Source organism: Neorhizobium phenanthreniclasticum, assembly GCF_040066075.1.
GTDB classification, from domain to species: domain Bacteria; phylum Pseudomonadota; class Alphaproteobacteria; order Rhizobiales; family Rhizobiaceae; genus Neorhizobium; species Neorhizobium petrolearium.
This window is the reverse complement of sequence record NZ_JBEAAL010000009.1, coordinates 135,844-149,668: the sequence shown is the minus strand read 5'-3', so window position 1 is coordinate 149,668 and position 13,825 is coordinate 135,844. Positions and strand designations below refer to the sequence as shown.

The following is a 13,825-nucleotide window of genomic DNA, read 5'->3' as shown; positions in this document are numbered from 1 at the left end:
GAATTTGGTTGATTTCAACCCCTGTCGATAAAATAACGATACGAGTTAAGTTATGGAGGTGGGTGATGAGACGTGGAATTTATGCAGCGCTTGGCATTTGCGTGCTCGCGGCGCCTGCTTTCGCCGCGCAACCGATCAATGAGGACTATGTTCGATCCCTGGCGGTATCGGGGAAAATCGTCCTTGTGATGGAATATTACGACGGGCGTGGTGAGGTGGCTGAGCGCAAGGGTTATGCGACCACGAATGCCTTCGAAGCGCTGTCGGCGACCGACTTTCGTGTCACTGACGACACTGTGGTTCGCCTTTACGGCGTTGAACCGTGCGAGGGCGAAATGGTCAGTCGACGGGATGGGTTCATAGGACGTTGCCGCGACTATGCGCAAGAACAGCTGCAAGTCATGCTGAACAATCCAAAGGTGATATTCTGCCGGGCGTTTACCAGCGAGCAGAAGTCGCCGGTTCACAATGCAACCTGTTATGGCTACTATTATTTTCCGGGCAGCCTCGACGCTGTCGAAATGTTCGAAGAACAGCTTGTGTCGCTTGGCGCCCTTCGTCTCTCGACAGAGCCCGATGGTACTTTGGCTCGCCCGGATCTGTCGAAAGCCGAAGAGGTTGGCAAAAAGGCGTCGTTCGGCATGTGGGCAGATCCGAGGGTGAGGGGGCGATGACCGCCCAACTGCGACGATGCGGTCCTTTGGTGGTGCGATCCGATTTGAGTGTTGCGGCGGATAAAAATTCAGGAAACCGGGTCGGTTCACGTCTCGATCGTTTCGGCGTGCGCCCGCATCTGTCGCGCATGTTCGCTTGGTCGGAAAGAGTATCACAAGGGCGATCGGTGTCGGCGATATCGTTCATGAGACAGAGCCCGGGGGGTAGAAGAACGGTTCAACCGAATGGCAAATTGTTGCAGCATCAAGGGGTATCCCTGTGGCCAGTACGTAGCCCGCCAAATGCGTGAGCTTTTGCAACGCCTCGCGCCTGTCGGCCGGCTGCCATGCAATAATCTGATTGCAAACCAGGCGTTCTTCCAGCTCAAGCTCGTCGAAGAACGAATGTACTCGAACCGTCTCGCCTCGCCGCCTTAACTCCAGCAGCAGCGTGCGATGACGTGAGAGGAGAGTGGTGAGGTCTTGAGGAACCTCGTAGTCGTCCATGATGGCCCCCTCGATTATTATTCCGTTCACACAAAGCGGAAAGCTCGCTTCTGGTCATAAGAAGCGTTGTTGATGTATGAGGATAAGAAACAATGGCGGGCCACCTTTCATGACAAGCAGAGTAGACAAACACATCCAAGAGAAGGGTCTCGTCGAACATAAAGGTCCCGAAGCCGACAAGCCGGTTTACCGATGCCCTGGATATGAGGGGATCGCGGAGTTTTCCGAACTTGATAACCGAATTGCAGACGCGCTCAGGCAGGCGCGAGAACGCACCGGGCTCACGCATGCTGATGTCGCACCTCTGCTCGCGCTTCATCCTCAAGTCTATGGGCGATACGAGCGCAACGAAACGAAGATGACCGTGACCAGGCTCATTCATCTGAGCGAGCTTCTGGATTTTTCGCCAATCGATGTCATCATGGCTGCTGCGCCTTATCGGTTTGGAAAGACAAAAGACGAAGCCGACAGACGTCGCGAACTGATCAAGATCGTTGAGGCGCTGCCGGCCGACGCTGTGAATTCCTTGCTGTCGCTGGTCGATGCGATGATCAAAGTGCGATCAGCGGACGTTGCAAATGGCGGCTGATTGGATGTGGGCGCACCTCAATGAAAGAGATCTTGCACGCCAAACGGTGTAGACCGGCGGACATTGCCACTGCAGCTCGCAAGCGAAAAGAACATCGAGACAAAGCCCAAAGCGGTCGTTTGTTGACATCGTTGCGGGCGCCTTTCCGCGGCTTTCACTTGTCAAGGCGCCATGCCCAGGGAGGTCGCTTCCTGATGAATATGGCAGCCGAAGCCCTTCCATGAAGTTTCGTCATAGTCCTGCGCCTCCGATTTCCATCACCGTTATTCAGCTCCGGCCCAACTGCCTGAACCTTCTTCCGTGCGCTGGCTGGTATCCGTGATCGCAGAGGATCGCGATGGGCGCGACGGCACGGAAAGCAGGGACTGATCTATACCATAGGCCTTGCGATGCTGTTGAAGCAGGCGAAAGGAGGGGTAGGCTGCAATGACCATGACCGGTTCTCCCTCATAAAGTATGGGCTCACGCAGAACCTCCAATCGATAGCCTCTCCTGCGGATCATTTTCACGAGCGCAGGGTTTGTCTGTATAATGACGGTCTCGATCTTGGAAAAGACGAGGAACTCGAGAACGGCTGTCATCAATACGTCTGCAGTTGCAATGCCACGGACGTGCCTTACGTGTCTTGCGGTTGCACATCGTCCCCATTCGAAGACCTGGCGCCCTCTTGGATAACTTTCTTCACCGATCAGCTCTGGATAAAGATGGGACAGAAGGTGTGGTTTCATCGTCGGCAGCAGACGCGAATAGCCGACCACTTCGTTTTCCTCTGTCAGTACCAGGTGAATGGTGGACTGCGTGTCGAACGCGTCCCGTTCGCGGCCGTCGCTTTGTCGAAGCGCCTCCCAGCCGAGCTCGTCGACAAAACACTGATGGCGGAAACGCCAAACCGCCTCCATGATGGACTGTTTTTGCGGGACTTGTCTGCCTCGTATAATCTCCAGCATCGATTGCCTCCGTTGTGCACGTGTAATGTGCAACCGGAGGTAAGGAAAAACTATTCGTAAATTGTCGTATTTTACCGTTGCAGTCCGCGTCGAAACGCCTCTGCAATCAGATGTGCTCGATTTCTTGCGTTCAACTTCTGCTGCAGATTGGTAAGGTGAGTTTGGACCGTCCGCGGCGAACGCCGGGTCATTTCACCGATTTCCCAATCCTTCTTGCCTTCAACACACCAGGTCAGGCATTCGCTTTCGCTGCGGGTGACCATGACGTCTTCGGTAATGTCGCTGCCCGCAGCGTTCAGGTCTCGCAGTCGGGTGTAAGCCCTGATTGCTATGATGTGAAGGAGGTCCCTATGGGGCGCCGGCAACGAGACCTTCTTTCCAGCAACGGAGAAGATGCCCGCAAAGCCTGATCGTGTGAAGATCGGGATCGTGATGCCGTCCACCAGCCCGAAATCGGCAGCTTCGCGCATGACTTGGCGGGCTTTGGGCGGCAGAGCCTGATTGTCAATCGTTTCGGACCATACGATTGCCCGGTCCGCTCGACGAACGAGGTTCACAACGGGATCGTCTCGGAAGTAATTTTTCCTCAGATACCGCTCAAACCATGCTGGTGGCCAACCGTTGAGATGGAAGTAGCTCTCCAGGCTTTCATGGGGGAGTGGAAGTCCTGCCAAGGCAAATCGCTCAACGCCCAAAGATACCACTATGCGCTCAACGAGTTCGCAAACCTCCGCGACAGTTCGTGTCGAAATGCAAGCCTCAGAAAACTGAAGCATCAAATAGGCTAACTTGTCCAACCTTTTGCTCCATTATCACGGTTATGCCGAGCCGCTGACGATGGCCTTTAGGTCACGCCTGCTGAGCCCAAATACTTGTGAGATGAAGATCAGCGGCCAATTCTGGCTTTTGGATAGGACGAAATGCTCCTGTTATCAAAATGCAACGATCCGATCAGGTGTGTGACCTGATTAACGTGAACTTTCGCAAGCTATTCGAAAGCGGTGGCCGTTGAACAAAGTTTTCCAAATTGCCCCCCGCGTCGAGCCTGTCCAGTCGCACGGAATGGAAGCATAAGAGAAGACGATTGGCGAGGCAATTAGGTTGAAATGCAGCAAAGGAAAACACAAGGATTACCGTTGGTTAAGGCCGATGACAAATCTGTCGACAAGGAGCCGGAAGCGGGAGACCGCGACGGAAAAGAAGGCACGCGAGAAGGATAAGCGCCAGCAGGCGAGTTAGAAGAAACGAGCAGACGCGGGCAAGTGATGCGTATTGGGCGCGTGTTGATCGCCAGCGCCGGACGGCAAGGGAATCAATATCTCATGCACCTGCCAGACAAGCTTCGGTGTGCTTGCGGGAACAATGAGGGTAACAGCGTGCTTATCGGAAAGCTGCCCGGTAACGTCTCGCCAGCCAAACAAGGAGCGCACACTGACCCGCTACGCAGTCCCGTTTTCCGCTGCCTGCAGGCCCCTGAAATCTTTAAGAAAATGGTGGGCGATGAGAGACTCGAACTCCCGACATCCTCGGTGTAAACGAGGCGCTCTACCAACTGAGCTAATCGCCCTTTCGCGGCTGCAGAAGATACGCCCGCCGCGTCGGTGGCCGTGATCTATGCGGATCGCGGAAAAACCGCAAGAGCTTTCATGATGTTTTTTTGAAATTTTTGGGGAAGCTGCGATCGCCGGGAGGGCAGGGGAGGGAAAGAACCGGGTCGTCATCCTTTTGTCTTGAAACCTGCTTGACACCCGAACACGAACCTCTTAGTTAGCCGCTCAACCGAGCGGTCGAGGCCGCCGGCCGGGAGGTGTCACACCTCACGAGTAATGCGCGGGTGTAGCTCAGTCGGTTAGAGTGCCGGCCTGTCACGCCGGAGGTCGCGGGTTCGAGCCCCGTCACTCGCGCCATCTCTTCCTCGAAAATTTGCTGGCGCTTCAGTATGCGAGGGGCAGATTTTTCAATGCCGCAAGTCGGCATCATGCGCGGGTGTAGCTCAGTCGGTTAGAGTGCCGGCCTGTCACGCCGGAGGTCGCGGGTTCGAGCCCCGTCACTCGCGCCATTCACGATTTCTTTTATTTTTCCGATCGGTCTTAAACCGATTTGATTGCGGAATGTTTCCTGCGAAACAGGCTTGCGGTTCTCGCGGAGACCAAGTCGTAGGTGTTCGTCCGAACTGCTTCATTTAGGTACAGGATGCCGCGCTCAAAAGGCTTGCGCCGGGGCTTCGGCTGCGCTAGTCACGGCTTGTTGCAATGCACGTTCGCTTGGCCCGTGTATTGACTTTAAAGCGTCGCTCGACGCTTCAGGCAAGCTGGGATCGAATACCATGAGTGAACTCCTCACTTCCTATGTCCCGATCGCGATTTTCATCGGTATTGCGCTGGTGATCGGTATCGCGCTTCTGGTCGCCCCCTTCGCTGTGGCCTATAAGGCGCCCGATTCGGAAAAGCTGTCGGCCTACGAATGCGGTTTCAACGCGTTCGACGATGCGCGCATGAAGTTCGACATTCGATTTTATCTGGTCTCGATTCTCTTCATTATTTTCGACCTTGAGGTGGCCTTCCTGTTCCCTTGGGCTGTCTCCTTTGGTGATATGGGTTGGTTCGGTTTCTGGTCGATGATGGTTTTCCTTGCCGTCCTGACGGTCGGCTTCATCTATGAGTGGAAGAAAGGAGCGCTGGAATGGGAGTAGTCGACAACGGCAGCACTCTCGTTGCGCCGAAACCGAAGGGTATTATCGATCCGAGTACTGGTAAGCCGGTCGGTAGTGACGATGCTTTTTTTGGAGGGGTTAACGACGAACTGGCCGACAAGGGCTTTTTGGTGACGTCGACCCACGATCTGATCACCTGGGCCCGCACGGGTTCGCTGATGTGGATGCAGTTCGGCCTGGCCTGTTGCGCCGTAGAGATGATGCAGGCCTCGATGCCGCGCTATGATATGGAGCGTTTTGGCTTTGCTCCCCGTGCATCGCCGCGTCAGTCGGACGTCATGATCGTCGCCGGAACGCTAACCAACAAGATGGCCCCGGCGCTCCGCAAGGTCTATGACCAAATGCCGGAGCCGCGTTACGTCATCTCGATGGGGTCGTGCGCCAACGGTGGTGGTTATTACCATTATTCCTATTCCGTGGTTCGCGGATGTGATCGCGTCGTGCCGGTGGATGTCTATGTTCCGGGCTGTCCTCCCACGGCTGAGGCGCTGCTTTACGGTGTGCTTCTGCTGCAAAAGAAGATCCGGCGCACGGGTACGATCGAGCGCTGAGGGCCTAAGGACAAGACGATGAGCGAAGCCCTGACCGAGCTTGCAACCTATATCCGCGAGGCGCGCTCCGCCCTCGTGGAAGATGCGACGATCGCCTTTGGCGAATTGACGCTTACGGCGACCGTTGAAAACATCGTGCCGCTGCTGACCTTCCTTCGGGATGATGTACAGTGTGGTTTCATATGTTTTGTCGACATCTGCGGCGTCGATTGGCCGCAGCGTGAAAAGCGTTTCGACGTGGTGTACCATCTTCTGTCGCCGAGGCAGAACCAACGCATTCGCGTGAAGCTCGCCGTCGGCGAAGGCGAGGCCGTCCCCTCGGCGACCGCCGTCTACATGGGCGCCGACTGGTTCGAGCGTGAGGCGTGGGACATGTATGGCATTCCCTTCACCGGCCACCCGGACCTTCGTCGCATCTTGACGGACTACGGTTTCGAGGGGCATCCGATGCGCAAGGATTTCCCAACGACGGGATATGTAGAGGTCCGCTATGACGACAATGCCAAGCGGGTTGTCTACGAACCTGTCGAGTTACGCCAGGAATTCCGTAATTTTGACTTTCTGTCTCCATGGGAGGGCACGGATTACGTGCTGCCGGGAGACGAGAAGGCCAAGACTTAGGTGAAATAAACAGGGCGAATAGCGGATAGTTGTCGCCAAACGAAAGGAAGACGCAGACGAACAACTCCCATGAGGATCTCAACGTGTGGCCGCGGGCAATTGAGCGTGCAGTTCAGTTCGATCGCGCGACGGATGGATTTCCGAGGGATGAGATACACGGTTAAGACGCTCGAATTCGCAGGGGCGCTGCTTCGGTGGCGGCGAGTATTGCGGAAAGTCGCAGGCGGGAAAACACCAGTAATTTCATCCAGTTTCTCGGGATTGCTCAAGGTTCTTTGAAGGAGTTGGGGCGCATATGGTCATCGCCGGGAAGGTGAAGAGCCTTCCGGTACGGCAGTTTCGGAGCCTGATGGAGCAGCGCGATGAGATTGTCGGATGGTCCATGCACTGATCAGACGTCTGCAGGAAAAGACATGATCAAGTTGAAACAGCTATTCGCTAAATCCTCCAAGCGCGGAGCGCGCATATGACTGAACATAACGTCCGCAATTTCACCATCAACTTTGGGCCTGAGCATCCATCTGCCCACGGCGTATTGCGCCTTGTTCTGGAGCTCGATGGAGAAATCGTCGAGCGTGTAGACCCGCATATCGGCCTTCTTCATCGCGGAACCGAAAAGCTGATCGAGACGAAGACGTATCTGCAGGCAGTCCCCTATTTCGATCGCCTGGACTATGTCGCGCCGATGAACCAGGAACACGCGTTCGCCCTGGCGGTAGAACGTCTGCTGGGCATCGATATTCCGATCCGCGGCCAGTTGATCCGCGTGCTCTACTGTGAGATCGGCCGTATTTTGAACCATCTCCTGAATGTGACGACGCAGGCCATGGACTGCGGTGCTTTGACGCCGCCGCTCTGGGGCTTCGAAGAGCGCGAAAAGTTGATGGTTTTTTATGAGCGGGCCTGCGGAGCCCGTATGCATGCTGCCTATTTCCGGCCGGGAGGCGTGCACCAGGATCTGCCGCCAGAACTGGTCGACGACATCGAAAAGTGGTGCGATCCCTTCATGGTCGCGCTCGACGACATCGACAAGCTCCTGACCGGCAACCGCATCTTCAAGCAGCGCAATGTCGATATCGGTGTCGTATCGATCGATGACGCATGGTCTTGGGGCTTTTCAGGCGTGATGGTGCGCGGTTCCGGTCTGGCTTGGGATTTGCGCAAGTCGCAGCCTTACGAATGTTATGCCGATCTCGATTTCGACATTCCCATCGGCAAGAACGGAGACTGTTATGACCGCTATCTCGTCCGTATGGAGGAGATGCGGCAGTCGGTTCGCATCATGCGTCAGGTTCTTTCGCGCCTCAAGGGCGATGCGCGGACCGGCCCGGTCTCTTCGCTGGACGGCAAGGTCGTGCCGCCAAAGCGCTCCGAGATGAAGCGGTCGATGGAAGCGTTGATTCATCACTTCAAGCTCTATACCGAAGGTTATCGCGTGCCGGCCGGTGAGGTTTATGCCGCCGTGGAGGCTCCGAAAGGGGAGTTCGGGGTCTATCTGGTCGCGGATGGGACCAACAAGCCGTATCGCTGCAAGATCCGCGCGCCGGGTTATGCACATTTGGCTGCGATGGATTTCCTTGGGCGCGGGCATATGCTGGCCGACATGGCTGCCGTGCTGGGCTCGCTCGATATCGTGTTCGGCGAGGTAGACCGCTGATGATCCGCGCCGTCGTATTCGCTGGCTTTTTGCTGGCTGGCCCGGCTGCTCTTGCGCAGCAGGACCAGTCGGCCGATCAGCTCGGCGGTTCGACAGCTTCCGGCGGATCGAAATCGATGGGTGATCTCCTGTCGGAAGGATATGAGATCAAAACCTCCGTTCCCAATGGGACAAAGTTCATAGTGTTCATGCAGAAAGACAAGTCTGCCTATGCCTGCGAGTTCGTGTCGCTCACGCGGTCGCGGTGTGGATCCATAAACTGATAAGGCGTGGAAAAGAATGTCCGTTCGTCGATTAGCCGAAGATAGCGTCCAGCCGGCAGTATTCGCCTTTAACGAGGAGAATGCCGCCTGGGCCGAGGCAACGATCAGGAAATATCCGGAAGGCCGGCAGCAATCCGCCGTTATTCCGCTTTTGATGCGTGCGCAGGAACAAGATGGCTGGATCACCCGCGCGGCGATTGAGCATGTCGCCAACAAACTGGACATGCCCTATATCCGTGTCCTCGAAGTCGCGACCTTCTACACCCAGTTCCAGTTGAAGCCTGTCGGCACCCGCGCCCATATCCAGGTCTGCGGCACGACGCCTTGCATGCTGCGCGGCGCCGAAGACCTGATGAAGGTCTGTCAGCACAAGATCCATCACGATCCCTTCGAGCTCAATGCCGACGGCACGCTCTCCTGGGAAGAGGTCGAATGTCAGGGCGCTTGCGTCAACGCGCCGATGGTCATCATCTTCAAGGATGCCTATGAGGACCTGACGCCTGAGCGCCTGGAAGAGATCATCGATGCATTCGAAGCCGGCAAGGGCGATCAGATCAAGCCGGGTCCGCAGATCGACCGCTATTTTTCCGCACCCGAAGGCGGCCCTCAGACGCTTCTCGAAGATGTGAAACCCGTCCGGACCAACCTCGATGCGCAGCCAGCGACCGATGCCGCGCCGGTTCCGCCGGCTGATGCGGCACGTCCCAAGGATACGGCGCCGGAAACCGATCAGAAACTGAAGACGCCGGCCACCGCGCCGAAGGCTGCCGCGAACAATGTGAAAGCAGCCGAAATTCAGCCGCTTTCGGGCACTGCCAAGAGCGAAGCAGCCGCGTCCGATGCTGCAAAGCCGGCCACTACCAAGGCGGAAAAGCCGTCCCTGGAGGACAAGAATCGCCCGAAAGGGATCGACAAGCCGGCCGAACCGGACGACCTCAAGATGATCTCCGGGGTTGGCCCGAAGATAGAGGGCATTCTCAACGAGCTCGGCATCTTCACCTTCGCGCAAGTCGCAGCATGGAAGAAGGCGGAGCGCGAATGGGTCGACGGATACCTGAATTTCAAGGGCCGCATCGAACGCGACGACTGGGTCAAACAGGCCAAGGCGCTCGCCATGGGCGGCGAAGCCGAATACATTAAGGTCTTCGGCAAGAAGCCGCGGTAAGGGGTGAGACATGCTTAAGGATCAGGATCGCATCTTTACCAATATCTACGGCCTCAAGGACAAGTCGCTCAAAGGCGCGATGAGCCGCGGCCATTGGGACGGCACCAAGGAGATCCTCGAAAAGGGCAGGGACTGGATCATCAACGAGATGAAGGCGTCCGGCCTTCGCGGACGTGGTGGTGCCGGCTTCCCGACCGGCCTCAAATGGTCCTTCATGCCGAAGGAGAGCGACGGCCGGCCGCATTATCTCGTGGTCAATGCCGACGAATCGGAGCCCGGCACCTGCAAGGACCGCGAAATCATGCGCCACGATCCGCATACGCTGATCGAAGGCTGCGTGATCGCCGGTTTCGCCATGGGTGCCCATACAGCCTATATCTATGTGCGCGGCGAATATATGCGTGAGCGTGAAGCGCTGCAGGCGGCGATCGACGAGTGCTATGATTTTGGCCTGCTCGGCAGGAACACCAAGCTCGGCTGGGATTTCGACATCTATGTCCATCACGGTGCCGGCGCATATATTTGCGGCGAAGAGACCGCGCTGCTCGAAAGCCTGGAAGGCAAGAAGGGGCAGCCGCGCCTGAAACCTCCGTTCCCGGCCAACATGGGCCTCTACGGCTGCCCGACGACGGTCAACAACGTCGAATCGATCGCTGTCGCGCCGACCATCCTGCGCCGCGGCGCCGGCTGGTTCTCCTCGATCGGCCGCCCGAACAATGTCGGAACCAAGCTCTTCATGATCTCGGGCCACGTGAACAAGCCCTGCACGGTCGAAGAGGCGATGGGCATACCGTTCCGCGAACTGATCGAAAAACATGCCGGCGGTATCCGCGGCGGCTGGGACAACCTGCTCGGCGTCATCCCAGGTGGTGCATCTTGCCCGGTCATCAGGGGCGAGGACATGGACGACGCGATCATGGACTTCGACGGCATGCGCGACAAGAAGTCGTCCTTCGGCACGGCCGCCGTCATCGTCATGGACAAGTCGACCGATATCATCAAGGCGATCGCCCGCCTTTCTGCCTTCTTCAAGCACGAAAGCTGCGGCCAGTGCACACCCTGCCGCGAAGGAACCGGCTGGATGTGGCGCGTCATGGAGCGCATGGTCAAGGGCAATGCGCAGAAGCGCGAGATCGACATGCTCTTCCAAGTGTCCAAACAGATCGAAGGCCACACCATCTGTGCGCTGGGCGATGCGGCCGCCTGGCCGGTCCAGGGCCTTATCCGCAACTTCCGCGCGGAGATCGAGGCACGCATCGATCAGTATACTTATAACGCCATGGATCATGGCGCAGTCATGGAAGCTGCGGAGTAAGAACGTGACGAAGACGGACAAGGATCAGGATCGGAAGGCGGCGGATCATCCGGCGCATGATCCTGCGCGCCTGTCTGATTTTTCCGAGGCGCTGAAGCTCAATCCGCTGTTTGCACAATCGGCCGCAGCAATGGCGGCCGCGACTGCGATCGGTTTCGGCCTTGCCAGCCAGATGGCGAGCGCCTTCTTCGGTACGCTGCAGGGCGCGATGGAAGCGGCCAATCGTCAGGCGACGCCACAGGAGCCTCCGCCGGCCGAAGCGTCGGCCCCGCAAAAAGCCTCCGCCGTCGCCGAGCCGACCGCTCCTGCCGTTACCGAATCTGCGCCGGCCGCCACCAGGCCGAAGGCAAAGCCGGTCCGCAAGGGGGCGGCGCCCGCCGCCGCGAAGAAGCCGGCTGTGAAGCCGGTTGCGGTGGAGCCCCCGGAAAAGCCCAAGGTTGCGGCGAAGGCACCGGCCAAGGCTGCGGCGAAACGCAAGCCGGCAGCGAAGGCGGTCGCCGTTTCCGGTGCCGACGATCTGAAGCGGATTTCCGGCATCGGGCCGAAGCTGGAAGGGGTTTTGAAGGGCATGGGTGTCACGAGCCTGGCGCAGATTGCTGCCTGGACGGATGCCGATATCGCCCGCTTCGACAAGGAATTGGGTTTCGAGGGACGCATCAGGCGGGACGATTGGGTCAGCCAGGCGAAAGCCCTGTTGAAATAAGAGATATGTCCCCGACCTTCGGGTCCGAGGGATGGAACTGAGGACGTAAGTGATACGATGGCAAAGCTGAAGGTAGACGGCAAGGAAATCGAGGTCCCGGATCATTTCACGCTGCTCCAGGCGTGCGAGGAAGCCGGCGCCGAGGTTCCGCGCTTTTGTTTCCACGAGCGTCTTTCGGTTGCGGGCAATTGCCGCATGTGCCTGATCGAGGTGAAGGGCGGCCCGCCGAAGCCGGCAGCCTCCTGCGCCATGGGCGTGCGCGACGTCCGCGGCGGCCCGAACGGCGAATTGCCGGAAGTCTTCACCAACACGCCGATGGTCAAGAAGGCCCGCGAAGGCGTGATGGAATTCCTGCTGATCAACCATCCGCTCGATTGCCCGATCTGCGACCAGGGCGGCGAATGCGATCTGCAGGACCAGGCCATGGCCTTCGGTATCGACAGCTCGCGCTATACGGAAAACAAGCGCGCCGTCGAGGACAAGTATATCGGCCCGCTCGTGAAGACGGTGATGAACCGCTGCATCCATTGCACGCGCTGCGTCCGCTTTACGACCGAAGTCGGCGGCATTTCGGAGCTCGGCCTTATCGGCCGCGGCGAGGATGCCGAGATCACCACTTATCTCGAACAGGCGATGACCTCTGAGCTGCAGGGCAATGTGATTGACCTTTGCCCGGTCGGTGCGCTCACCTCGCGGCCCTTCGCCTTCACGGCCCGCCCGTGGGAATTGAACAAGACGGAATCGATCGACGTGATGGACGCGGTCGGTTCGGCGATCCGTGTCGATACCCGCGGTCGTGAAGTCATGCGCATCATGCCGCGTGTCAACGAGCAGGTGAACGAGGAGTGGATCTCCGACAAGACCCGCTTCATCTGGGACGGTTTAAAGACGCAGCGTCTCGACCGGCCTTATGTCCGCAAGAACGGCCGTCTGGCGGCGGCCTCCTGGAGCGAAGCCTTCGGCGCGATCAAAGCCGCGGTGTCGGCAACCTCCGCCGACAAGATCGGCGCGATCGCCGGTGACCTGGCATCTGTCGAGGAAATGTATGCGCTGAAGGAGCTGATCCGCTCGCTCGGATCGGAAAACCTCGACTGTCGGCAGGACGGGACGGCGCTTGATCCGTCGCTCGGCCGTGCAAGCTACATCTTCAACCCCACGATCGAGGGTATCGAACAGGCCGGCGCGCTGCTTCTCATCGGTGCCAATCCGCGCCTCGAAGCGGCCGTGCTCAACGCCCGCATCCGCAAGCGCTTCCGCCGCGGCAACTTCCCGATCGGCGTGATCGGCGAGGTGAGTGAGCTGCGCTATGTCTACGATTATCTCGGCGCCGGTCCGGAAACGCTGCGTGATCTGGAAACGGGTGCCAACAGCTTCGTCGACAAGCTGCGCAATGCCAAGAACCCGATGATCATCGTAGGACAGGGGGCTTTGGCCCGCCCGGATGGCGCGGCGGTCCTCGCGGCTGCCGCACAGCTCGCTGGCTCTGTGGGCGCGCTGACGGAAGACTGGAACGGTTTTGCCGTGCTGCACACCGCGGCCGCTCGCGTCGGCGGTCTCGACCTCGGCTTCGTGCCGGGCGCCAAGGGCGCGAATGCGGCAAAGATGCTGGCCGGCATGGATGTCCTCTTCCTGCTCGGCGCCGATGAGCTCGACTTCTCGAAGAAGGGCGCCAGGTTCACCGTTTATATCGGCAGCCATGGTGATGCAGGCGCCCATAATGCCGACGTCATCCTTCCGGGTGCCGCCTATACGGAAAAGTCAGGCACCTGGGTCAACACTGAAGGCCGTGTGCAGATGGGCACTCGCGCCGGTTTCGCGCCGGGTGAGGCCCGCGAGGACTGGGCGATCCTGCGTGCGCTGTCCGACGTGCTCGGAAAGAAGCTGCCCTTCGACGCGCTTTCTGCACTGCGTGCGAAGCTCTATGAAGCCTATCCGCATTTCGCCGCTATCGACGAGATCGCGCCGGGTTCCGTGAACGAAATTGCCGCACTCGGCCAAAAAGAAGGTGAGATGTCGAAGTCGGGGTTTGCGTCTCCGATCAAAGACTTCTATTTGACGAACCCGATCGCCCGCGCTTCGGCGGTCATGGCCGAATGCTCGGCATTGGCTCGCAACAATTTCCAGGCTGCGGCGGAGTAATT

The 13,825-nt window shown here is 58.3% G+C and carries 15 protein-coding genes and 3 tRNA genes; 14 read left to right on the top strand and 4 right to left on the bottom strand.

Features of this window, described 5'->3' with window-relative positions; all coding sequences use genetic code 11:
• Window positions 1-65: 65 nt before the first annotated feature.
• Entirely contained in the window at window positions 66-674 is a 609-nt protein-coding gene (locus tag ABK249_RS15000; RefSeq protein ID WP_227702539.1) for a hypothetical protein, read from the top strand.
• 183 nt (window positions 675-857) lie between these two features.
• Here the strand turns inward: ABK249_RS15000 and ABK249_RS14995 are convergent, their stop codons facing one another.
• Entirely contained in the window at window positions 858-1,160 is a 303-nt protein-coding gene (locus tag ABK249_RS14995) for a hypothetical protein (protein ID WP_037150210.1), read from the bottom strand.
• A gap of 76 nt (window positions 1,161-1,236) precedes the next feature.
• Between ABK249_RS14995 and ABK249_RS14990 the strand changes: the two genes are divergently transcribed.
• Entirely contained in the window at window positions 1,237-1,749 is a 513-nt protein-coding gene (locus tag ABK249_RS14990) for a helix-turn-helix domain-containing protein (RefSeq protein ID WP_227702540.1), read from the top strand.
• 263 nt (window positions 1,750-2,012) lie between these two features.
• Here the strand turns inward: ABK249_RS14990 and ABK249_RS14985 are convergent, their stop codons facing one another.
• From ABK249_RS14985 to ABK249_RS14975, 3 genes are all read right to left on the bottom strand, one after another.
• Window positions 2,013-2,648 carry an acyl-homoserine-lactone synthase gene (locus tag ABK249_RS14985; RefSeq protein ID WP_052182825.1) on the bottom strand — a complete coding sequence of 212 codons (636 nt, stop codon included), beginning with the start codon at window positions 2,646-2,648 and terminating at the stop codon, window positions 2,013-2,015.
• Window positions 2,649-2,767: 119 nt separating this feature from the next.
• Window positions 2,768-3,493 (bottom strand): helix-turn-helix transcriptional regulator, encoded by a 726-nt coding sequence (locus ABK249_RS14980; RefSeq protein WP_037150207.1) that lies wholly within the window; start codon window positions 3,491-3,493, stop codon window positions 2,768-2,770.
• Window positions 3,494-4,187: 694 nt separating this feature from the next.
• Window positions 4,188-4,263: transfer RNA gene (locus ABK249_RS14975), tRNA-Val, on the bottom strand.
• 263 nt (window positions 4,264-4,526) lie between these two features.
• Between ABK249_RS14975 and ABK249_RS14970 the strand changes: the two genes are divergently transcribed.
• From ABK249_RS14970 to nuoG, 12 genes are all read left to right on the top strand, one after another.
• Window positions 4,527-4,603, top strand: a tRNA-Asp gene (locus ABK249_RS14970).
• A 75-nt stretch (window positions 4,604-4,678) separates the two neighbouring features.
• Window positions 4,679-4,755 (top strand) — tRNA-Asp (locus tag ABK249_RS14965).
• 267 nt (window positions 4,756-5,022) lie between these two features.
• Window positions 5,023-5,388: an NADH-quinone oxidoreductase subunit A gene (locus ABK249_RS14960; protein ID WP_037150205.1), complete on the top strand. Its 366-nt coding sequence runs from the start codon at window positions 5,023-5,025 to the stop codon at window positions 5,386-5,388.
• The gene (locus ABK249_RS14955) at window positions 5,379-5,960 is read left to right on the top strand and encodes a NuoB/complex I 20 kDa subunit family protein (RefSeq protein WP_227702541.1); all 582 of its coding nucleotides are present in this window, start codon (window positions 5,379-5,381) and stop codon (window positions 5,958-5,960) included. The genes ABK249_RS14960 and ABK249_RS14955 overlap by 10 nt, the downstream gene beginning before the upstream one ends.
• Before the next feature lie 18 nt (window positions 5,961-5,978).
• A complete protein-coding gene (locus ABK249_RS14950) occupies window positions 5,979-6,581 on the top strand; it encodes an NADH-quinone oxidoreductase subunit C (RefSeq protein WP_037150201.1) in 603 nt (200 codons plus the stop codon).
• Between the two features lie 173 nt (window positions 6,582-6,754).
• Complete coding sequence (locus tag ABK249_RS14945; RefSeq protein WP_227705105.1) at window positions 6,755-6,898, top strand: four helix bundle protein; 144 nt, start codon at window positions 6,755-6,757, stop codon at window positions 6,896-6,898.
• A gap of 149 nt (window positions 6,899-7,047) precedes the next feature.
• Complete coding sequence (locus ABK249_RS14940; protein WP_037150199.1) at window positions 7,048-8,238, top strand: NADH-quinone oxidoreductase subunit D; 1,191 nt, start codon at window positions 7,048-7,050, stop codon at window positions 8,236-8,238.
• A complete protein-coding gene (locus ABK249_RS14935; protein ID WP_052182824.1) occupies window positions 8,238-8,501 on the top strand; it encodes a hypothetical protein in 264 nt (87 codons plus the stop codon). Before ABK249_RS14940 ends, ABK249_RS14935 begins: the two co-directional genes overlap by 1 nt.
• Window positions 8,502-8,517: 16 nt before the next feature.
• The gene (locus tag ABK249_RS14930; protein ID WP_227702542.1) at window positions 8,518-9,666 is read left to right on the top strand and encodes an NADH-quinone oxidoreductase subunit E; all 1,149 of its coding nucleotides are present in this window, start codon (window positions 8,518-8,520) and stop codon (window positions 9,664-9,666) included.
• Between the two features lie 10 nt (window positions 9,667-9,676).
• Window positions 9,677-10,981 (top strand): NADH-quinone oxidoreductase subunit NuoF, encoded by a 1,305-nt coding sequence (gene nuoF, locus ABK249_RS14925; RefSeq protein WP_037150193.1) that lies wholly within the window; start codon window positions 9,677-9,679, stop codon window positions 10,979-10,981.
• A 4-nt stretch (window positions 10,982-10,985) separates the two neighbouring features.
• On the top strand, window positions 10,986-11,684 hold the full coding sequence (locus ABK249_RS14920) for a hypothetical protein (RefSeq protein ID WP_052182823.1): 699 nt from the start codon (window positions 10,986-10,988) through the stop codon (window positions 11,682-11,684).
• A 57-nt stretch (window positions 11,685-11,741) separates the two neighbouring features.
• Window positions 11,742-13,823, top strand: coding sequence for an NADH-quinone oxidoreductase subunit NuoG (gene nuoG / locus ABK249_RS14915; protein ID WP_227702543.1), 2,082 nt, complete (start codon window positions 11,742-11,744; stop codon window positions 13,821-13,823).
• Window positions 13,824-13,825: the final 2 nt, after the last annotated feature.